Origin of the sequence: Bacillus sp. AFS012607 (assembly GCF_002558005.1) — a bacterium.
Taxonomy (GTDB): Bacteria; Bacillota; Bacilli; order Bacillales; family Bacillaceae_G; genus Bacillus_A; species Bacillus_A thuringiensis_S.
Genome location: NZ_NTVM01000028.1, coordinates 58830 through 79969 on the forward strand (window position 1 = coordinate 58830; position 21140 = coordinate 79969).

Consider the following 21140-nt stretch of genomic DNA (forward strand, 5'->3'; position numbering starts at 1 on the left):
ATGAATCGGATTATGAAAATAATAATTTTAATATAATGATTTTAAGGTATTGTACATTACAAAAATGTAAGGATAATGTAAGAGGAATCAATATTGCTGTTTGTCGGGAAAAGATAAAATGATAGTTAGTGGCTATGAAAATAGCATGATCGTAGCACTAGCCACATGACAGGAGGCAATATGAAAACTTTAATATTTGAAGAGAACGTTGTACAAAGAGGGGATAGTAAAAAGGTGAATGTAGTATACCACGCTGTAGAGAATCGTGGGTGTAAAGTGTGTTATTAAAACTTTCTATTTCCAGTATGAAAAAAATGATAAAGGATTACATCGTTTTACTAATAGGTCTTGTAATCTCAATTTCTATTTTTTATATGTTTCAAACGCTTGCGTTAAATAAAGAGTTTACAATGAATAACAGTATTATTGGTTCAATTGTATTTGTATTTCAAATAGGCTCTGTTTTGGTAGCGTTTATTACATTCTTTTATATTTTTTATGCAAACTCTTTTCTACTTTCACTCCGGCAGAAAGAGCTTGGTATGTACCTTGTATTAGGGGCGAAAAAGAGTAAAATTAGTCAACTTTTATTTTTTGAGACGTTCATTATGGGAATGATTTCACTAGTGCTAGGTAGTGTATTCGGAGCCATTCTTTCTAATTTCGTTAGCAAATTTCTAACGAAACAATTGGAAATTTCAGCGGAAGGTTATCAAGCATTTTATGGTCCTGCATTCAAAATAACATTTATATTCTTTAGTGTGTTATTTCTACTTACATCCGTTGTGAATGTGATTCGTATAGCACTTAAAACAGAACTAGATTTAATTCGTACAGAGGAGCAAACGGAGCACATACGAATGAAAGGACCAGCCACAATATTGTTACTTTTATGTAGTTTGCTAGGACTAGGTGTAGGGTATTATTTCGTACTCTTCGTAGGAATAAAGGGCGCTGGAGCCATTATGCTTCCACTATTCACGATTACAATCGGGACATATCTTATATTTATTTCGTTCTTACCTATGATTGTTAACAGGTTAAAGAAAACGCGCTATTTAAATGAGAAGAAATTAAATGCATTTACATTTGCACAATTGCAGTTTCGTGTAAGTAGTTTGGCGAAAATATTAGGCACGGTAACGATGCTAATTGGACTGGGTGTGGGGGCAATGGCTGGTGGCATGTCTTTACAGAAAAACGTAATCCTTACAGCAGAAAGAATGTCAGGTTATGATATTACAATTCATGATCCAGAAGCAGAGGATTATAAAGCTATGGAAAAAATGAAAATTGTAGATAAAAAACAATATAAATATAAAGTTAATAATGAGGCTGTTTACTATTTAAAAGAAGAATTATTGGAGAATCCTCCACTGTTGTTTGGAAAGAAAGAGACAACACATATTACTGAACAACTTCCATCTTCGAGCTATAGGATGTTTAAGGGGGAGGAAGTTGATCCATCTAGTTCTACGTTACCACTGAATTGGGATAAGAGTATGGATAGTGATTTTAGATCGAATATTTCTGTATATGATCGTAAACCTGTCTATATCGTCGATGAAAAACGTTATGAAGCAATTCAAGGGAATGAGCATACATTTTTTATTGCTAAAGTAGATAATATTTTAAGGTATAAAACAGAGTTAAAAGAGATGGATGATCGTCAAATCGAAAAAATAGCCGCTACTATTAATAAGCCTAAGGAAGATGTATATTTACCGACAAACTATAGTGATTATGAATCTATGCTTGCCTTTTCAAAAGGAACTTCCTTTATGGGATTCTTTTTAGGCCTTGCTTTTTTAGCTATGATGGCAAGTTGTTTAATGTTTAAGATCCTTTCTGGAGCTACGAAAGATATAGGGCGTTATGAGATGCTTCGGAAAATTGGGGTACGTAAAGAATTACTTATAAAATCTATGTATAAAGAATTAGGCATTGTATTTCTATTTCCAGCTATATTGGGTCTTATACACGTTTTGGTAGGAATGAATGTATTTACATTTGTTAAATTTTTTGTGAATCCATATGTGAATATTGGACTTCCGATTTGTATATTTTTAATTATTTACGTTGTTTACTATTTGATCACTATTCAATTATATAAGGGGATTGTCCTCCCAAAGAAAAAATAGAATATAGAATTCAAGGGTCTCAAACTTATTATAGTTTGGGACTTTTGAATATTATTAAGGAGAAATCAAGGAATCCCTCTACTATTTTTAAGGAAATACATCTATACATAGAGATTAGTGTAATTAATTACACTAATTGAATTTTTAAGTGAAATATATCGTATCTGCATCTTATATTTATATAGCTTGTTTAGTCTATAAATACCCCCAAGCTGGTATTTAAAAAAGTATACAGGGAGAAAATGAAATGAGAAAGAAAATTTTACCAATTTGTGCGATGGCACTTTTATCAATAGGATATTCATCGTTAGCTAGCGCATCTACTGGAACAACGTCAAAGGGAGAGGTATCAGCACAAGCATTAGAAAAAAAGGAAGCAGAATTTCATGCTTGGCAAAAAGAGGCGTTAGAGAAGAAGAAAGCAGCAATGCAGGAGTAAAAAAAATCATTAGAACGAGCAGAAGCCGTGATTCAGGATCAATAAAAAGAAGTATTAGGGAAAAAGAAAGCAACGATTCAATCACAACAAAAGAATGATATAGAGAAAAAAGAAGTAGCGAAACAATGATGATACCAAGTGCATGTTTTGTGGTATTAGGATCTGTATTTGGATTTATTCGTCGTAAGATTAAAGTATAAAATTTGTATTAGCCTATAAAAAATGGATGAATTAAAAGTGAAACTTGTAAATTTTATTGGATTTCCTTTTATATTAATTTGGTTATTGAGCATATAGGTGAACAGTAATCATTTGGATAGGAACTATGGTTGGAATGAGTTTGAGATATTGAAAAAGCTTTGCGAGGATACGCAAAGCTTTTTGTATAGTTTATTTTCTTTCGATTCACATTGCAAATAAGGAGAAAGAGGATCCTCTATGTTTGAGTTTATAAAAGGTGAAGAGGAAAATTTATTATAACTTTTGTAATAAGCGTTCGCTGCTTTCCATATCTCCTTTACATAAAGGACATTGCGGCTCTTCTTCTAACGAAAAGTTTTTACGCATCCACCCACGGCAGTTTTCTTCTTGGCATTCCCATACAGCAATTGCTTCTGGTTCTTCTACAGGTTTATCATTTTTTCTCCAATACATGTGATCGCTCCCTTAAATTGAAAAGTTTTTCGGAAAAAACAAAAAAGGTTGTTAACGATTTTGTTAACAACCTTTTTATATTAGTTCATTATACTTTATTTTTTGAAAAAATGCGAAGTTTAGTAATTGTTAAAGTATAGCAAAATAAGGATTATAAATCACTGTTGAAAGCTTTGATAATAATTCAATTTGACACGGTGTATGCCCCGTCAACCTTCTCGATATTTTTCTAGCTCTTCTTCATGCTATTGTTTTGTTGACTTTGGAATTTCTATATCATCAATTAGGCGTCGCTGCTGTTGTGTCTTCCAGAATATGCTCGTTGTATGGAAGACTTTTTGTTTTGAAAACACTATGAAGTTTAATAAATTTATCCAGCATAAACGGGTAGTAGGGATCCCAGCTCAAAATTTGGTTGGAGCGAAGAAGTTAGGTGGAAATAAAGGTTTTGAATATACAGTTAAAGCTTATGATGAGAAGGGAGAAGAGAAAGAAGTAACAATTGATGGCGTAGATAAATTACAAAAAGGCTCGTACTGGCATGTCATTACAAGAGGGAAGTTTTTACATGATAAAGTAGAAATAGAAGTAGATAAAATTCCTGATGGTGCGAAGGCGAAGTTAGGATTATAAAGATAAAACCGATTCTCAATGTGGGAATCGGTTTTGTTATTTTATGGTAAAATATAGAAAGGAAGTGAGAGATATGCTGCTCGTTGTTAGCCTTATATTAATTGGGGTTATGTGCAGTATGAGAATAGTATCCTTACATATGATAGAACGAGAAAAGATAGAAGAGAGAGATGTATATTGTCCAAAACGTAATGCGAAAATTTGAAGAGGAAATTCTGCTCCTTTTTGTTCGAAATGTAATTTAATATTTTAACTATAGGAAATCCGAAATCATTTTGTATGGTTTCGGATTTTTTATGCTGAAAATAGAAGAAATAAAGAGCGGAAAAAAGTTTGAACAAGGGATTGAGTATATGAATATTATTGAAGGATATCCCATTATTATGAAGTATTTCGTAGAGATGGATCGAGAAGTTTTGAGGGTTTTATTACCTGATGAAAGAGGGATTCTTCCTACGAGGCCAGAATGTGATGAATGTTATAAGACTCAATTGGATGGTATTGAGGAGAGTTGATAAAAAAAGAGCTTGAAACTATTCAAGCTCTTTTTTATGACTATTTATGTCCTAAAATATGCTCAATCTCATGCAAACTTAATTTACTTGCCTTAGCAATCGTTTCAAGTGGTATACCAAGATCATACATATTTTTAATCATTTGAATTTTCCCCTGTTGGACTCCTTCTTTTCGACCTTTTTCAATGCCCTGTTGAATGCCCTGTTGAATGCCCTGTTGAATGCCCTGTTGAATGCCCTGTTGAATGCCCTGTTGAATGCCTTTTTCAATGCCTTTTTCAAGCCCTTTTTTTATCCCTTGTTCCATCCCTCTTTTTATTCCTTCTGTCTCTGCGTGGGCGAATTTTGCTGCTTCATCCATTAAAACTTTCTCCCTTGCGTCATAGGCTTGTCGGAAAGAAGAATCTTGACTCATACGTTCCCATTTATTTATCGCTTTTTGTAAAATAGGGTCTTGGTTCATAGCAATATCCTCCAATAGTTTAGTTAAGTGCTCATCCTCATTTGCTGAAAGCAATAAAAGCCAACGAACAAATGGATCTTTCCACGGATTTACTTTTTCTTCATACCATTGTTCAGTTAACTTTGGAATTTCTATAGTGTGGATTTCTATGTCGTCACTTAGGAGTTTTTTTTGTTGTGTATTCCATAATATGCTCGTTGTATGGAAGGCTGGGTGTTCCGAAAACATTACGAAGTTTAGTAAGTTTATGGTGATGGTTTTGTGAAGTGCACTGTAGGGCATCGCTTTTTGTAGTTGAGATGTGTATAGTCTTCCCCAATAATATAAACTGCGTTTAACCATATCGTGATTATTATTGAGTTGTATTTCTACATTGACTTTTATTCCTGTGTTTAATGTCGCTGAAATGTCTAAAATAGATAACTTATCCTCTTCATATTCCCTGTGTAAATGTGGATCTTCTAGTTGTAGAGAAGCAATGGGCGACTCTAAAGAATCTTGTAACATAGCGTTTAAAAATGCAATTAGAATATCTTCACTACCATTCGTACCAAACAATTGTTTAAATGCAAAATCAATGCGTAAATTAACTAACTGTTGGTTGAACAAAGTTTGTCCTCTCCCTTATATGAAGGTGCTTCTTTCCTTCATTGTACATAAAAAGAACTAGAGTATGCAAACTAGTCATTCTACTATTTTTTAGTAATATTATTAGAAAATGAAAGGTAAGTATGTTTATGGTATACTCTAGTGAAATTGTAAATAAGGATGCTAATACGAACTGGGAAAATTGGGTGGAGTTTGGTTGTGACTGAAAAAGATAGGAGAAAGAATAATAAATGAAAAGAAGAAGAAAATCTGGAGAAAAAGTACAAATGAGTCATTTTACACTTCCTTTATGCTACGGAAGTAAAGCACCATATTATTATTACGAGGTAGCGCCCCATGAAAGAGAGGGACGCTTCCATTTAACATCAGAACTTTGCGTAATGGACGATGAACATTACTTTATTAGAGGTTGTTTAGAGATTCCTATCATTGATTACCACGAAAATTTCATATGGACTGTGTGGGTATCGCTTAGTAAAGAAAGTTATGATGAAGTATTAGAAAAGTGGGATGAGAGAGGCCGAGAAAATAGTGATCCTTATTTTGGGTGGTTATCTGTAGAAATACCAGTTTATCCAGAAACATTAAATTTAAAAACAAATGTACATATAAGAGAAGTTGGAATGGCACCGTATGTTGAATTAGAGCCAACCGACCATCCTTTAGCAATTGAACAAAGAAATGGAATTACTTTAGACAGAGTTAAAGAAATAGAGGAAATTATTCAACGACATAACTAGATTAGAAGAGAAAAAACGAGTGCTAGCACTCGTTTTTTTCTTTACACAACCGCAGGATTATAAATCATCGTAAAGTGTCCTGGTAATAATTCAATGTGACAAGGTGTATGAAGCGAACTTTCTCCATCTGTATCTACTTCTTTTTCTTCCTCTGTTTCGATATGAATGGATTTCGCTTTTACGTGGAAGATGTCATTTTCATTTGAGTCTTCAAATAATTTCTTTCCGAGGTAATCTTTAAATGCTTGAATCCCTGTTGATTTGACTACGAAAATATCAAGTGTTCCGTCATCACATTTTACGTTCGGAATAAAGGATGGAATACCACCAAGATATTCACCATTTCCAACCATGACAAGGACAGCTTCGTCTTCATATACTTGTCCGTCATAAGTAATTTTTACCGGGAATGTTTCAGCATTTTTTACAGTTCGAATTGTACTTAAATAGTAACCGATTTTACCAAGCTTTGCTTTTTCTTCTGCATCGATATTGTTTGATACTTCAGATACGAGACCAATCCCCCAGAAGTTTAAGAAATGTTGTCCATTTGCTTTTGCAACGTCAACTGGTTTTATATGTTCTTTTGTAATAAGTTTTGCCGCTTCTGCAATGTTTTGCGGAACACCAAGTGTGCGAGAGAAGTCATTGCAAGTTCCACCTGGAATAATTGCAAGTGTAGGTCTAGTTTCGAGAGGTGCTAAGCCATTTGTGCATTCAAATACTGTTCCATCACCACCAAAGACGATAATTAAATCTACTTTACTAGCAAACTCTTGGCAATATTTTGTTGCATCACCTTGTTTTTTCGTATGAAGGATATGTAGATCAGGAAAAGCTGCGGCAAGAGGTGGTACGATTTTTGTTAAATTTGTATGTAAGTCACCTTGACCAGCTTTCGGATTTACGATGAGGAGTACTTTTTCAAATTTTGTCTTTGTCATTTTTATTCTCTCCCTTTGTCTTTTACGAATCGTGATAGAAAATAAACTTCCATCAGTAATTGATGGAAGCTTATTTTATTATATTATTCCGTTACAACTGAAGCAATAAATGGTAAGTTACGATATTTTTCCGCACAGTCGATACCGTATCCAACGATGAATTCGTCTGGAATTTGGAAGCCAACATATTCAGCTGTTAAGTCTACTTTACGGCGTTCTGGCTTATCAAGTAATGTACAGAACTTGAGTGCCTTTGGTTTATGCATAAAGAAGTGGTCTTTTAGGAAATGAAGTGTTAAACCAGAATCGATAATATCTTCTACAACAATTACGTTTTTTCCAGTAATGTTTACGTCAATATCTTTTAGTAGTTTCACTTTTCCTGTTGTTTCTGTTTGATTTCCGTAGCTAGATGCAGAAATAAAGTCAATTGTTACATCATTTTTGATGTGACGAATTAAATCAGCAGCAAATACGAATGAACCTTTTAATACTGCGATAACTACGATTTCTTCTCCTTCAAAGTCACGTTCGATTTGAAGTGCTAATTCTTTCACTTTTGCTTGTAATTGTTCTTCAGAAATTAAAGTGTCTTTTATTTCAATATTCATTGTAATCCTCCTACAGTGTAAAACTTGCGAACATTTCGACTGTAAAGGATAGAATAGAAAAAGTCAAAGGAGATAGTAATTTTTTACAAAGATAAAGACAAAATCATCTGATGATATGATATACTAAGTACATTAAGAAAACGCTTCCAAAAAGGGTGAATATGATGAAGAAGAAACAGTACACAAGTGTAACATTTATAAAAGCATTACTTTTAACAATTGTTCTTGGCCTGTTGGCTTACGTAATTGATGTACCTGCGATTCGTATTTCATTAATTGGAATGACTTTAGTGTTAGGAGCAATTTCGCACGGTATGATGTCGCAGCTAAAAGAAGCTGGACTTGATGATATGAGAAATCATATAGATAAAAAGTAAGAAACCTTCATTATATAGAGTGAAGGTTTTTTGTTTCTTACAAAAATGTAAGGTAGTTGTAAGGCAAATCGATAGTTGCATAATAGCATTTTGGATAAACTATGGGTGTAAGGTAAAAGGCAAGCATATTTTAGGTAAATTAAGTTTTAGGCACTCTATATGTGAAAAAGGAGTAGGAGGGCATGGAGAAACGTTGGACGACCTTTTCTTTTTTAGCGACTAGTAATACCGTAATGCTAGATGGAAAAATGGATTTTTTGCACTTGTTTGATCGTGAAGATGATCATTCTTCTTCTAAATTTACAATGAAATGGAATAAATGGAGCGAAAGTTGTAGGTTTGAAGAAGAGGCCCCTAACGAAGAGCAAAAGATTATTTTGACAAACCCTATTAAAGCGTGGGTTGTTCAACGTCGTAAGTGTAACGTCAAAAATCACTTCAAGAAAACTGAGCCGAGACAATTAGTTATCGCTCCGGCCCGTTCTACTTCCAAATCGCGCGAAAGTAACATGTAAATATTGAGACACACACCCGAAAAAAACATCGTATATATTGCGATGTTTTTTTCTTTTTCTACAATGAAATCTTTAAATGAATTATATTTCATCTGCATCTTATATTTATATCTCTTGCTTATTCTAGTAATACATCCGATGCGAGTTGATGTGAATAAAATATAAGGAGAGAATGAAGATGAAAAAGAGACTATTACCAATTTGTGCAATGGCACTTTTAACAGTAGGATATTCTTCAGTAGCGAGTGCTTCAACAGGAACATTGACAAAGGAAGAAGCAGCGCAAATGCAGCAAGATAAAGCTAAAAAAGAAGAAGCAATTAAGGAACAGCAAAAAAGTGAAATAGAGAAAAAGGAAGCGGCACAAGTACAAGAAAAAAATGATATGGCTAAAGAAGAGGAAGCAATAAAAGCTGAGAAAAAAAGTGAAGAAGAGAAAAAGAGAATAGCGCAAGAACAGTTAAAAAACGATATGGCCAAAAAAGAAGCAGCTATAGAAGCTGGGCAAAAGAATGAAGTAGCTAAAAAAGAAGTAGCCAAGCCAGTTGTACAAGGTGAAAAATTGCCAAACACGGCATCAAATAACGTGGTAATGATGGGATTAAGTGCAGCCCTTGTAGCACTAGGTACATTATTTGGTTTGAATCGTCGCAGTAAGTTTAAAGTGTAAATAAAATATTGTCCTATAAAGAATGGGATAATTTCATATATTAAAAATGGTAGGTTACTCCTACCATTTTTGGCATGGAGGGATGAAACATGAAGTTACTCAATTATATCGGTATCATATTGATGGCTATAGGGCTATTCATGGGATCCTATTACGCTGTGGAATGGTATAAAGGAAAGAGCTCTGCCGGGCAATTAACAGCAGAAGAAATAAAGAGCCTTAAAAATATACAAGATACTCAACTTTCTCATGAAACACCTGTAACCACTCAAGTGCCTTCTTCTCAAACAGAACATAAAGAAGGAGAAAAGGTAGCGATGTTAAACATACCGAAAATAAAGAAGAAGTTTTCTATATATTGGGGAGCGGATGATACGACTCTGAAAAAAGGAGTTGGTATGTTTGTTAGTGATTTAACGACAACTCCATCTGGAGGGGGACATACTGTACTGAGTGGACATCGAGATACTGTATTTACAGATTTAGGAGAGTTGAAAGAAAAGGATACCCTTGTTTTAGAGTATGATAATAAAACGTACACATATGAAATTCAAAAGACATGGATTACTCATGCGGATGATCGTACTGTTATTATAAAAAAAGAAGAACCGATATTAACACTGACAACTTGTTATCCATTTGATTATATAGGGGATGCACCAGATAGATATATTATCGAGGCGAAGTTAACTGGCAGTTATTCAAAATGAAATTATAGTTTCTGAAAGCAGGAGGGGGATATATAAGTTATGTCAAAAAACATTTTAATTGTTGAAGATGAAGATATATTACGTGAAATATTAAAAGATTATTTTTTAAGTGAACAATATGTAGTGTTTGAAGCGAGGGACGGGAAAGAGGCTTTAGTTGTATTTGAAGAAGAAGAAGTTGATTTAGTTATTTTAGATATTATGTTGCCAGAACTCGATGGATGGTCTGTTTGCCGAAGAATTAGGAAGACGTCCGAGGTGCCTATTATTATGCTGACGGCGCGCGTAGATGAAGATGATACGTTACTTGGTTTTGAACTTGGGGCAGATGACTATGTGACGAAGCCGTATAGTCCACCCATTCTATTAGCAAGAGCGAAACGATTATTAGAAAGTAGAAAGGCATCGAAGAAACCTTTAGAGAATGAAGATGATACGTTATCGATTCATGGCATCCAAGTTCATTTTCCGTCACGTACTGTTACTGTTGATGAGGCAGATGTTAGTTTAACGCATACGGAGTTTGAAATATTAGTGTATTTCATGAAAAACCAAGGAATTGTACTAACAAGGGAACAATTAATTTCAAGAATTTGGGGATATGAATTTGCTGGTGATGATCGAACGGTTAATAGTCATATTCGTAATTTAAGAAATAAATTAGGAGAGAAGGCAAAGTACATTACAACTGTAGTACGAACAGGTTATAAATTTGAGGGAAATGTATGAAGAAAGGAATTGTACTAAAATTATTTACTCTTACAACAGCATTATGTATGTTGATTTTAGCGACGATATTTATTGGACAAACGATATTTTTTAAACAATATTATGCGAATCGAAAAGTGGAAGATATTAAAGTGAATTTAAATTCCTTTGAGAAGAATTATCTAAACTACACAGGAAATGCAGAAGGAATTCAGAAACTTGAGCAAGACTTTTTTAGGGAAAATAATACGTGGATTACGACACTAGATCAGAATGGGAATTTAAAACATGTGGATGATTTTTATTTTGAGGTAACGATAGATCGTAGGCAACAAAAGAGCTTTGGACAACAACTATTCAAGATACCCTTATACAATCTCGTCAATATAGAGGAGATTGATAATAAATCATTAGAGCAGTTTTTAGGACAAGAGATTTATTTTTCTGGAGTGAGAAAAGAAGATAGTTTTATTCCATTCTCTTTTTCTTTATCTAAGCAGAATTTAAGTGGATCTAATAAACCGTTAGAAAAAGCATTTCAGGAGAAAATAAAATTAGATGAGGAGAAAAAGAGAGCGGCTGGGGAGCAACTTGCTAAGGAAAAGAAACCAGCCGTACAGGAAGAAGCTGCTCAGGAATTAGGCGTTTACATAGGAGGACGTGTTACAAAAGTACAGTTACCAGATGTAAACGGTCCTGTGAATCCAATTTATAAAAATAGCATATTTTTAGATAATATTAAGGGTTTTCAAACCGATTTATTATTAAAAGAAAGCAATAAAATACGATATACAACACAAACAATAGATTATGAAAAGAATGATATAAAATATAAATTATTAATTAAGCCAATAAAAGAAAAAGACGGATCAGTAGCATATATATATGCAATGGCTTCTTTACAGCCTGTAGATGAAGCTGTACAAATGGTGCAAGATTATTACATATACATCATTGCATTTGTAGTCGTTCTTATTTTTTTAGCTTCGTTTTATTATTCAAAGCAAATTGCCAAACCGTTATTAAAAATAAATGATACGACGAAGAAAATAGCGCATTTAGATTTTACAGAAAAAATACCGATTACTTCAAAAGATGAAATTGGTGATTTATCGAAAAATATTAATATACTTTCTAACAAATTAAATTCTCATATCGGACAGCTTGAACAAGATATTGAAAAGGAAAGAAAGTTAGAAAATACACGGAAAGAATTCATTTCTGGTGTTTCGCATGAATTGAAAACACCGCTGAGTATTATGAAAAGTTGTATTTCCATTTTAAAAGACGGGGTAGCTGAGCATAAAAAAGAGTATTATTTTCAGGCGATGGAGAGAGAAGTAGACAAAATGGATACTTTAATTTTGGATATGCTTGAGTTAGCTAAATTTGAATCTGGTACATATAAAATGAAAAAGTCTTCGTTTTATATTGATACAGTAATTGAAGATATATGTGAACATCTATCTGTGGAAATAGAGAAAAAAGAACTTCATGTTCATAAAAATATACGTTCATTTGAAGTGATTGCAAATCAAGGCCGAATTGAACAAGTCATTGTGAACTTCATTACGAATGCAATACGTTATACACCAAATAAAGAGGATATTATTATTTCGACAATAGATGATAAAGATCGTATAAAAGTGTGCATTGAAAATAAAGGTACTCACATTGAAGAAGAACAATTAGATAAAATTTGGGATCGCTTTTATCGCGTGGATGCAGCTCGGCAGCGTTCACAAGGTGGGACGGGACTTGGGCTTGCTATTTCTAAAAATATTTTAGAATTACACGATGCTGAATATGGAGTAAAGAATACAGGAGACGGTGTATTATTTTACTTTTACTTACCGAAAAAAGCGTAGATAATGCATGCTACGCTTTTTTTAATTTATTTTCATACTATCTTTACCTAATCTTTATTTTTAAACGATATAATCTGGTTAGAAAACGAGGTTATGTAAGGAGTCGATGAACCGTGCATAGCAATTGGCTAAGTATAATGGTATTTATTTTCTTTTGTGCATTTATTGTATTTTTAATTGATATTACGATATGAAAAAAGAGCGCTCATTAAGCGCCCTTTTTTTGTGTATTCATTTGATAAGCACTGATGCTTTTGAATAAACGTGGTGAAGTGATAAATAAAAATATAAGTAAAACGGTACATAGAATATAGGAACCAATCATTGTACTACCGTTAAATATTAAAGAATATAGAGCTGCTGATTGTCCTTTTGGTGCATATTGTCCCCAGAAAATGATACCAGCGATAAAGTGACAGAAGTAACGAGCTAGACTACCGATAAAAGTAGCGACGATAATATATCCAATTACTTTCTTCCCTTGGTTTGGTTTTGATGAAGGTTTGTCTTTACGGCTACCTAAGTTTGATTGTTCTTCGTTATTTTCATTGGATGTTAAAAGCGCCTTTTGAATTGGACGATAGAATAAACCAGCAAACCCAATGAATGCGAAAGCAACAAAGTATTCAATTAATACTTGAATTGGTGTTACGATAATGGCATCGCCTACGACAATTTGTAATAATCCCCAAATTAAGCCTCCTAAGAAAGCCATTTTGAAACCCCAGCGATAAGCGATAATAAAAATAGGAATCATAGCAAATGAAATGGAACCGCCTGTAGCTGATATTTTTATTGAAAGTGGTAAAATGTCGATGACCATGGCGAAGGCTGCAAGAATAGCAGATTCAATCATCGCTTGTAAATTGGTGTTACGCATGTTGTCTCCCCCTAAATCCAAGTTGTACAAAAAAGAATAGATATCATAGGAGGATACGAAATACGTAAATGAAAAGAGGTATGTATTTCGGACGTTTGCACAATCCCTGCGTTAGCATTAACTAACAGGTTCGAAGGGTCGGAACGAAGTGTTCCCTCTCAGCGGCATGGCTCCCCCAGTGATAACGAGATTCTTTATTTGTTATTGTTTATTGTAAGCGAAATGGATGAGAATGGCAAACGAATCTGTTATGACAATTATTGAAATAGAATTGTAGCGAAATGTTAATAAATATGAAGCAAAAGGGTATAGTACAAGAGAAATAGAGTGTGCTATAATTCTTCTGAAAATAATTATCATTCTCTTCGGAGGGGGAAGGTTATGAGCTTAGTAGATATTAAAATCGGTGAGAAAGTGCTAGTGAAAAGTGTTCAGTCTTTAGATTATTTACTAAAGAGAAGATTGGCTGCTTTCGGTCTTTCTGAAGGAAGCGAACTTCGTATGAAGCAAAAGGCGATGTTCAAAGGTCCTTGTACATTGGAGTGTCGTGGACAGTTAATTAGTATTCGTCATTGTGACGCGAAAATGATAAAGGTGGAATTAGCGTGAATAAGGTTGCTTTGCTAGGGAATCCAAATACAGGAAAGACATCATTATTTAATGCACTTACTGGTTCTTATGAATACGTAGGAAACTGGAGCGGTGTAACAGTAGAAAAAAAGGTTGGTAAATTAAAAGATAGACAAGGAACATTAATTGATTTACCAGGTGTTTATGATTTAAATCCAGTTTCACGTGATGAAGGTGTTGTAACAAACTTCCTATTAACAGAAGAATTTCAGCATATGTTAAATATTGTGGATTCTTCGCAGTTTGAACGAAATATGCATTTAACGTTGCAGTTGCTCGAATTTGGCAAGCCAGTTTCAATTGGTCTAAATATGGTTGATGTGGCGAAGCAAAGAGGAATTGTGATCGATGTAAAACGTTTATCCGAATTATTAGGCGTAACAGTCGTTCCTGTCGTTGCAAGAAGTGGAAAAGGTTGTGAAGAACTACTTGCGACCCTTAAAGAAAATGACAAAAACGAGAAAAAACCATTCATTATTTCATATGGTGTACAAATGGATGAAGGAATTGAAGAGGTAATTTCTCTTTTAGAGAAAGCGAATTACGAGCATCCGAGATGGTTAGCACTTCAATTTTTAAGCAATAACGAAGTAGTAGAAAAAGAAATAAAAGCATTACCAATTTATAAGGAACTTGTAGCCATTCGATCTCGCCTAGAGGGAAAACTTGATTGTACGTTGGAAGAGCACATTTACAAAACTCGTGAAGCGTATATTGAAAAGTTAAAAACAAATGTTATGAAGCATGAGAAAGAAGGGAAAATTCCTTTTTCGGAAAAAATTGATAGACTAATTACGCATAAAATTTTAGGACTTCCAATCTTTTTAGCAGTTATGTTTTTTATTTTTCAGGTTACGTTTACGTGGATTGGGACACCTTTATCGGATATGTTAGATGAGTTTTTTGGTGGCCAGCTTACGGATTGGGTGACGGTTGGACTTACAAGTATTGGAGCTTCTCATTTTATTCAAGCGCTCGTTACAGAAGGTATTATTGCCGGTGTTGGTGCTGTATTAGTATTCGTACCACAAATCTTTGCACTATTCTTTTTCATTTCATTATTAGAAGACTCAGGATATATGGCGCGAATTGCAGTTGTTATGGATCGAATTATGGAGTTCTTCGGTTTAAACGGAAAAGCGTTTATTCCGATGATTATCGGTTTTGGATGTAACGTTCCAGGTATTATGGCAGCGAGAACGATTGAACAAGAAAAAGAACGTTTACTTACAGTTCTTGTAACACCATTTATGTCTTGTTCGGCACGTTTGCCTGTATACGCATTATTTGCGGGCGTATTCTTCCCTCATAGTCAGGCAACTGTTGTATTTTCTTTATATGTTGCAGGTATTGTTCTTGCATTACTAGTTACAAAAATTATGTCTCTTACAATTTTAAAAGCGGAAAAGTCTATTTTCGTAATTGAACTACCTCCTTACCGCGTGCCACAAGCGAAAACGTTATGGCTAAGCACGTGGGAGAAAGGGAAAGGATTTGTTCGTAAAGCAGGTACATTCATCTTTGGTGGTTCTGTTGTCATTTGGTTATTAAACTATGCAGGTCCATCAGGATTTGGTGTTGATATGGGAGACAGTTACTTAGCGATGATTGGTGGGTTTATCGCACCGTTATTTGCACCGCTCGGCTTCGGAACGTGGCAAGCTGCAGCATCCCTTTTAACAGGATTTTTAGCAAAAGAAGTTGTCGTTTCTACAATGGCAATTATTTATGCAGTTAAAGAAGATGTGCTTGGAAACGTAATGGGAGCACATTATACAGCATTATCAGCTTATGCATTTATGTTCTTTATTTTATTATATGTTCCATGTTTAGCGACGGTGGCTGTTATTAAACGTGAAACAGGATCAGCGAAATGGACGATTTTCTCAGTCGTTTATCCACTCGTTGTTGCTTATGTATTAACGCTTATTATATACCAAGTTGGATCTTTACTAGGATTCTAAAAGGAGATGTATAATGATGGTCAATATTATAATTGGAGCTATCATTTTTGGTTATGCAGCATACACGTTAGTTAATTTTGTAAAGAGAAGTAAAAAAGGAAAATGCGCAGCATGTTCTTTAAATAAGTCATGTCAGTCGAAAACTTGTAATCCGGATATGGAACAAATTGCTCATAATAAATAGAAAAAAGCTTTGCGAATTGCAAAGCTTTTTTGTTTTACTTTTTAATTTTTACAAGTTGAGAAGCTTCGACGCCTTTGTAACCAGGGAACTCTTTACTTGGGTCTTTATCAAATTTTAATACACCTACAGATTTTTCATCACCTTTTACACTGTTGTAAGTTGCGTCATCGACAATCGCATACATATCTGTATATGCACGGCCACTTCCGATAATTGTGTTGCCTTCATATTTTAATTTTGCCCCATCAAGTGTAGCATTTTCTACTTTTTCTTTTGCAAATAATAAACCTTGTTCTGTTGTTACAGCTGGTAATTTATCAAGTGGTTTCGTGTTGTCTTTTTCATCAACTTTGCTAAGTAACTCTTTTTTCACTAGTTCTTCACCAGTTTTCTTATCCATTACAAGAACTTTTTTACCATCTAATGTTGTCATTTTCATTTTATAGAAGTCTTTTTCTTTCACTTCTTTTTTGTTTTTATCTGTAATTTGCTGAACTTGTTCTTCTGAGCCGTACAGTACAAAACCGTTCGCTTTCTCTCCTAATAAAGAACAACCTGATAATGCACCAAATGAAATTGCTGCTGCTAATCCGATTCCTACTAATTTTTTCATGATGATTTCTCCTTTTATATGTTTTATAGTAAATACAATTTTTGTATTATTGCTTACATATGAAGAAGCTTGTTTGTTGCTTCTGGTATTAGTGTATAAGAAATATCAGAATGCAACTATCGAGTTAGCTTACAGTAACATTACACTTATGTAATTTAGTGAAATCGCACAAAAGTAAGTTAATTTCAAAGAGGGATAATGAGAATATATTATAAATACAATATTGTATATAGAATGTCATATTATAATGGATGTATTTTGGAAATAACATGTAAGGACATATTAGTTTTGTTATAATAAACAAATAGGCTGTAAAATGAATATTCTTTACTGTAAAGGGAGATTTTTCAGTTTTCCAAGTAGTGAATTTGAAATATGAGGTTTATCATAGGAGGAATTTAGATGTCTGTATTTAAACGATTAAGAGATTTAACAATGTCAAATGTGTATTCATTAATTGAAAAAGCGGAAGATCCAGTTAAGATGACTGATCAATATTTACGCGATATGCAAGCCGATGTACAAGAAGCTGAGAAAAGTGTAGCAGCTCAAATCGCACTTGAGAAGAAATTCAAAATATTATTTGAAGAGCAAGAAGCACTTGTGAAAAAACGTGAAGAGCAAGCTCATATGGCTGTTCAAGCTAATAACTTAGATCTTGCGCGCCGTGCATTAGAAGAAAAACAAAATGCAGAGCAAAAAATGAATGAATATAAAGCAAGCTACGAGCAAAATAAAGCTGCTGCTGATAACCTGCGCCTTAAGCTAGAAGAAATGCGCAAGCAATTAACAGAGCTGAAAAATAAACGTGAAACACTTGTAGCACGTGTAAATGCAGCGAAAGCACAGAAAAATATTAATCAGGCAATGTCTGGATTTGATTCAAATTCAGCAAAAGCTGGTTTAAGCCGTATGGAAGAGAAAGCTCTTCAATTAGAGGCTGAAGCGGAAGCAAGCGGTGAAGTTTATAAGAAAGAAAAGTCATTAGATGATGAATTCGCAAGCTTAAACAAAAATTCTGCTGTTGACGATGAATTGGCTCGTATTATGAAGCAGTATGAGAAATAATATAGAATAAAGACAAATGAACCGACATGTCTAAACAAATTCATGTCGGTTTTCTATTATATTTTTGAGGAGGTTTTGCAATGACATGGATGAATGTAGTTGCCATGCTTGTATGGACTGGAGCGAGTGCAGTACTTTTATTTGCAATTATGTGGGTTGATTCAATTTTTACAAAATACAATGATTTAAAAGAAATCAAAAATGGAAATACAGCTGTAACAACTCGTTTTATTATGAAATTATTTGCACAAGGGTACATTTTATCTCAATCAATCACGAAAGCAAATGACTTATGGCAGGCGCTTCTTGCTTCAGCAGTTTCTTTCGTTATTTTATTAGTTGTAGAAATGTTTATCGAATTTGTGTTAAAGAAAATGTCTGGCTTAGATTTAGAAGAAGGTACGAAAGAAGGTAGCGTTGCACATGCGATGTTAGCTGGATCATTACATATTGTTGGTGCACTAATTTTAGGTGCTTGTTTATAAAGAGAAAAGGAGGGGTAGATCATGAGTTTATTTAAACGAATTAAAAATATAATGAAAAGCCCAGAGCCACCGAAGCCGGAAAAGAGTCTTTTAACGTTAGCTCCTGGCGATATGATTGAAGTTTCATTAGTTATGTACGAATTGACTGGGAAAACGAGTATGCATTCTCGTAAAGAAATTGTTTTAACACTGCAAGATGGAAAAGATATTCGTTATTTAAAAATTGAAGATCGTGAAAATACGTATTACAAATTATATACTCCAATTGATGGTCGCTTAGATTCAATTGATGAAATTCCGACGACAATTGAAATGGATGATACTGAGTACCATATGGAAGAACAATATAACGGACGTGTTGTTGTGATGGGGAAAACACCATTCTCAGCTTCAGAGGAACAGTACGTATGGGAATTCCAATCAGATAATCGAAAATTATTGCGTATTGAATGGCAAAATGGTCGCACAATGATGTATGAGGGAGAAGCAATCATTCCTGCTGATGTACAAATTATAAGAGCAACGTAAGGGGGCGTAATCATGTCAAACCGATTGTTTACCATGATTAAATCGTTTGTGATCCCTATACTTGCTATCGTTATATTACTTGTTGTTGCTGGTTATGCCTTATCAGGTTGTCAAGGCGGGCAGACAAAGTCGATTCAAGACCGTTATCCACTTGAGTCTGTCGCAAAGGAAGGTAAACAAGAATCTTACGTGTATAGGGCCGCCAATCGGTCAGTTCCTGAAGTAGCGAAGGAACTCATTAACGAAAGAGAACCGAAGCAAGCATCTAAAGAAGACGAAAATCAAATGTTCCTCGTTTATTCTGACAAGATTTATAACTTGCAAAAGGATAAAGAGAAACCATCGGATACGTTAATTGAAATAAGTAATAAAGAATTTGTCCGTCAAAATTATCAACCGTCCTTCTTGCAAGGATATATTATGGGTAGCATATTAAACGATATATTTGGTTCACGAAAATCATCATACGGTGATTATCGAGGATATAACGACAGACAAAATCATAAACCAGTCATTCCAGAGAGACCACCTACGAAAGAAGAAAAGAAAACCCCACCTCCAATTACGAAGGAAGGGAAAGGGTCTATTATTAAGCGAGGCGATAATGTAGATTCGAAACCATCAGTAGGTGATAAGGGAAGTATTACTGAAAAAGGAAGTAATACGACGCCCCCACCCTCTACTGGAAGCAAGGGTAAAATTACAAAAACACCAGGCGGTTCAAGCGGATCAGATGTGAAGCCGAAATCATCTATTAAAACTCCGCCAAGGAATACATCTCCCCCGAAAACGAGGGTCGGTGGTTCAGGAAAGATTACGAAGAGAAGATAGTGTAGAGACCGAAAAGTGTAAATTACTTTTTGGTCTTTTTTTGTTATGGGAATTAATTCCTTATAACTGGTACAATTGAAGTATAAGGAGGGGATAGTATGACTACGTATAAAAGATTTAGTGTAATTATGTTCCTTGTATTATTCCTCAGCTTGTTTATTAGCACGACAATGAAATTTCATTTTGTAGTAGGTATTCTATGGATACTGTGTACATGCACTTTATTTTTGTATATCCCGCTGCGTTTTCAACATGAAGTGACGGCTTTTCAAAAGTATGTAGCGTGGATTAAACGTGGGAGTCGGTGGGGCGAGTAAAAATATATCTACGTACTGAAAAAAACTGACAACTATAGCAATTTAATAATAAGAAGAGGGTGTGCCAAATTGTTGGCCCACCCTCTTTTTCATAATGATTAATGAATATCACGTTTCTTGAAATTACCGCCTTTTACTTCTGCTACGTCATAAACTGTAATAAAGGCGTGTGGATCGATTTCATTAATAAGTTCTTTCATTTTACTTTCTTCTAAACGGTTAATTACACAAGAAATTTCTTTGAATTTCTCTCTTGAATAACCACCGTATACTTCGTTATATGTTGCACTTCGGCCTAAACGATCGCGAATTGTTTCTACCATTAATTCAGGCTCTTTTGTGATAATTTTAAATGCTTTTGAACCACTTAAACCAACTTCAACGATATGAATCACTTTCGAAGCGATAAAGTAAGCAATTGCCGAAAGGATAGCTCCTTGAAGGCCGAATACCGTTGATACGAAAATAAATACGAACATGTTTAAGAATAAAATAAGGTCACTCGTTCCAAATGGTAACTTACGAGAAAGCAATACAGCTAGCATATCGATTCCATCTAATGCCCCACCGTTACGTAATGCTAGTCCCATACCAAAACCGATAATAATACCACCAACAACTGTAACTAATAATGTATCGCCTTCGATAATAGCTGGTATTCCGTGCATGACAACGGTACCTATTGCTAATGAAGCGATTCCAATAATAGAATAAATTGCAAAGCTTTTACCGATTTGCTTATATCCTAACCAAACGAAAGGAATGTTAATAACTGCGATTAGAGCTCCTAATGGCAATCCAAATAATCTTGAACTAACGATACTTAAACCAGTCACACCACCGTCTGATACGTTATTTGGAATTAATACTGCTTCTAATCCGTACGCTGTGATAAATGCCCCAATAATAATCATCAAAGCTTTCGAAGCAATTTTTAGCTTATTGGGCTTGTTTTTGATAATTTTCTCCATATAATTTCCTCGTTTCAAACTAGTTTCTTGTTTGTTACATAATTCACACCTAAATTTTATTTTAACATTTAA

General features: G+C 34.3%; 25 protein-coding genes, 1 pseudogene and 1 riboswitch. Of the genes and pseudogenes, 19 read left to right on the top strand and 7 right to left on the bottom strand.

Annotated features, from left to right (window positions below; all coding sequences use genetic code 11):
- Nucleotides 1-278: 278 nt before the first annotated feature.
- Together CN409_RS26170 and CN409_RS26175 are read left to right on the top strand one after the other, a co-directional pair.
- Entirely contained in the window at nt 279-2141 is a 1863-nt protein-coding gene (locus CN409_RS26170) for an FtsX-like permease family protein (RefSeq protein ID WP_086390918.1), read from the top strand.
- A gap of 247 nt (nt 2142-2388) precedes the next feature.
- A complete protein-coding gene (locus tag CN409_RS26175) occupies nt 2389-2580 on the top strand; it encodes a hypothetical protein (protein ID WP_002162460.1) in 192 nt (63 codons plus the stop codon).
- Between the two features lie 474 nt (nt 2581-3054).
- Here the strand turns inward: CN409_RS26175 and CN409_RS26180 are convergent, their stop codons facing one another.
- Nucleotides 3055-3234: a cold-inducible protein YdjO-related protein gene (locus tag CN409_RS26180; RefSeq protein ID WP_000289928.1), complete on the bottom strand. Its 180-nt coding sequence runs from the start codon at nt 3232-3234 to the stop codon at nt 3055-3057.
- A gap of 423 nt (nt 3235-3657) precedes the next feature.
- On the opposite strand from CN409_RS26180, the pseudogene CN409_RS26190 reads away from it, so the two are divergent.
- Nucleotides 3658-3867, top strand: a pseudogene (locus CN409_RS26190) (DUF1093 domain-containing protein); the annotation flags it as partial.
- Between the two features lie 296 nt (nt 3868-4163).
- The gene (locus tag CN409_RS26195) at nt 4164-4382 is read left to right on the top strand and encodes a hypothetical protein (protein ID WP_002081958.1); all 219 of its coding nucleotides are present in this window, start codon (nt 4164-4166) and stop codon (nt 4380-4382) included.
- 40 nt (nt 4383-4422) lie between these two features.
- Here the strand turns inward: CN409_RS26195 and CN409_RS26200 are convergent, their stop codons facing one another.
- On the bottom strand, nt 4423-5454 hold the full coding sequence (locus CN409_RS26200; protein ID WP_098217953.1) for an Rpn family recombination-promoting nuclease/putative transposase: 1032 nt from the start codon (nt 5452-5454) through the stop codon (nt 4423-4425).
- A 230-nt stretch (nt 5455-5684) separates the two neighbouring features.
- Between CN409_RS26200 and CN409_RS26205 the strand changes: the two genes are divergently transcribed.
- Complete coding sequence (locus CN409_RS26205) at nt 5685-6194, top strand: DUF2199 domain-containing protein (protein ID WP_097981113.1); 510 nt, start codon at nt 5685-5687, stop codon at nt 6192-6194.
- A gap of 41 nt (nt 6195-6235) precedes the next feature.
- On the opposite strand, the gene CN409_RS26210 is transcribed toward CN409_RS26205, so the two are convergent.
- Together CN409_RS26210 and hpt are read right to left on the bottom strand one after the other, a co-directional pair.
- The gene (locus CN409_RS26210; protein ID WP_097981115.1) at nt 6236-7138 is read right to left on the bottom strand and encodes a diacylglycerol/lipid kinase family protein; all 903 of its coding nucleotides are present in this window, start codon (nt 7136-7138) and stop codon (nt 6236-6238) included.
- A gap of 83 nt (nt 7139-7221) precedes the next feature.
- A complete protein-coding gene (gene hpt, locus CN409_RS26215) occupies nt 7222-7749 on the bottom strand; it encodes a hypoxanthine phosphoribosyltransferase (protein ID WP_001019295.1) in 528 nt (175 codons plus the stop codon).
- 161 nt (nt 7750-7910) lie between these two features.
- Between hpt and CN409_RS26220 the strand changes: the two genes are divergently transcribed.
- From CN409_RS26220 to CN409_RS26245, 6 genes are all read left to right on the top strand, one after another.
- Nucleotides 7911-8126: a hypothetical protein gene (locus CN409_RS26220; protein ID WP_002081963.1), complete on the top strand. Its 216-nt coding sequence runs from the start codon at nt 7911-7913 to the stop codon at nt 8124-8126.
- A 182-nt stretch (nt 8127-8308) separates the two neighbouring features.
- Nucleotides 8309-8641 (top strand): hypothetical protein, encoded by a 333-nt coding sequence (locus CN409_RS26225; RefSeq protein ID WP_000415613.1) that lies wholly within the window; start codon nt 8309-8311, stop codon nt 8639-8641.
- Between the two features lie 178 nt (nt 8642-8819).
- Complete coding sequence (locus tag CN409_RS26230; RefSeq protein WP_000746712.1) at nt 8820-9311, top strand: LPXTG cell wall anchor domain-containing protein; 492 nt, start codon at nt 8820-8822, stop codon at nt 9309-9311.
- 89 nt (nt 9312-9400) lie between these two features.
- Complete coding sequence (locus CN409_RS26235) at nt 9401-10021, top strand: class D sortase (protein ID WP_000771574.1); 621 nt, start codon at nt 9401-9403, stop codon at nt 10019-10021.
- Nucleotides 10022-10060: 39 nt separating this feature from the next.
- The gene (locus tag CN409_RS26240; RefSeq protein WP_000041850.1) at nt 10061-10750 is read left to right on the top strand and encodes a response regulator transcription factor; all 690 of its coding nucleotides are present in this window, start codon (nt 10061-10063) and stop codon (nt 10748-10750) included.
- Nucleotides 10747-12597, top strand: coding sequence for a sensor histidine kinase (locus CN409_RS26245; protein WP_000715418.1), 1851 nt, complete (start codon nt 10747-10749; stop codon nt 12595-12597). Before CN409_RS26240 ends, CN409_RS26245 begins: the two co-directional genes overlap by 4 nt.
- A gap of 208 nt (nt 12598-12805) precedes the next feature.
- On the opposite strand, the gene thiT is transcribed toward CN409_RS26245, so the two are convergent.
- On the bottom strand, nt 12806-13477 hold the full coding sequence (gene thiT, locus CN409_RS26250; RefSeq protein ID WP_044783222.1) for an energy-coupled thiamine transporter ThiT: 672 nt from the start codon (nt 13475-13477) through the stop codon (nt 12806-12808).
- Between the two features lie 85 nt (nt 13478-13562).
- Nucleotides 13563-13664, bottom strand: a riboswitch (TPP riboswitch).
- A 194-nt stretch (nt 13665-13858) separates the two neighbouring features.
- On the opposite strand from thiT, the gene CN409_RS26255 reads away from it, so the two are divergent.
- From CN409_RS26255 to CN409_RS26265, 3 genes are read left to right on the top strand one after another with little or no spacing between them, the layout of a single operon-like run.
- A complete protein-coding gene (locus tag CN409_RS26255; RefSeq protein ID WP_000060521.1) occupies nt 13859-14086 on the top strand; it encodes a FeoA family protein in 228 nt (75 codons plus the stop codon).
- Nucleotides 14083-16071, top strand: a complete 1989-nt coding sequence (gene feoB / locus CN409_RS26260; RefSeq protein ID WP_001044862.1) for a ferrous iron transport protein B — start codon at nt 14083-14085, stop codon at nt 16069-16071. The genes CN409_RS26255 and feoB overlap by 4 nt, the downstream gene beginning before the upstream one ends.
- 13 nt (nt 16072-16084) lie before the next feature.
- Nucleotides 16085-16255, top strand: coding sequence for a FeoB-associated Cys-rich membrane protein (locus CN409_RS26265; protein WP_000989591.1), 171 nt, complete (start codon nt 16085-16087; stop codon nt 16253-16255).
- Between the two features lie 34 nt (nt 16256-16289).
- On the opposite strand, the gene CN409_RS26270 is transcribed toward CN409_RS26265, so the two are convergent.
- Nucleotides 16290-16868, bottom strand: a complete 579-nt coding sequence (locus CN409_RS26270; protein WP_000737467.1) for a lipoprotein BA_5634 family protein — start codon at nt 16866-16868, stop codon at nt 16290-16292.
- Nucleotides 16869-17270: 402 nt separating this feature from the next.
- Here CN409_RS26270 and CN409_RS26275 point away from each other — a divergent pair, with 402 nt between their 5' ends.
- The 5 genes from CN409_RS26275 to CN409_RS26295 all read left to right on the top strand — a co-directional run bounded on the left by CN409_RS26275 (nt 17271) and on the right by CN409_RS26295 (nt 20097).
- Nucleotides 17271-17936 (top strand): PspA/IM30 family protein, encoded by a 666-nt coding sequence (locus tag CN409_RS26275; RefSeq protein WP_000110281.1) that lies wholly within the window; start codon nt 17271-17273, stop codon nt 17934-17936.
- Between the two features lie 80 nt (nt 17937-18016).
- Entirely contained in the window at nt 18017-18421 is a 405-nt protein-coding gene (locus CN409_RS26280; RefSeq protein WP_000220087.1) for a DUF350 domain-containing protein, read from the top strand.
- Nucleotides 18422-18442: 21 nt separating this feature from the next.
- Nucleotides 18443-18949, top strand: a complete 507-nt coding sequence (locus CN409_RS26285; RefSeq protein WP_000051750.1) for a DUF4178 domain-containing protein — start codon at nt 18443-18445, stop codon at nt 18947-18949.
- A gap of 12 nt (nt 18950-18961) precedes the next feature.
- A complete protein-coding gene (locus CN409_RS26290; protein ID WP_000071190.1) occupies nt 18962-19780 on the top strand; it encodes a DUF4247 domain-containing protein in 819 nt (272 codons plus the stop codon).
- A 98-nt stretch (nt 19781-19878) separates the two neighbouring features.
- Entirely contained in the window at nt 19879-20097 is a 219-nt protein-coding gene (locus CN409_RS26295; RefSeq protein WP_000214757.1) for a hypothetical protein, read from the top strand.
- Nucleotides 20098-20195: 98 nt separating this feature from the next.
- On the opposite strand, the gene CN409_RS26300 is transcribed toward CN409_RS26295, so the two are convergent.
- Nucleotides 20196-21068, bottom strand: a complete 873-nt coding sequence (locus tag CN409_RS26300; protein WP_000411240.1) for a YitT family protein — start codon at nt 21066-21068, stop codon at nt 20196-20198.
- Nucleotides 21069-21140: the final 72 nt, after the last annotated feature.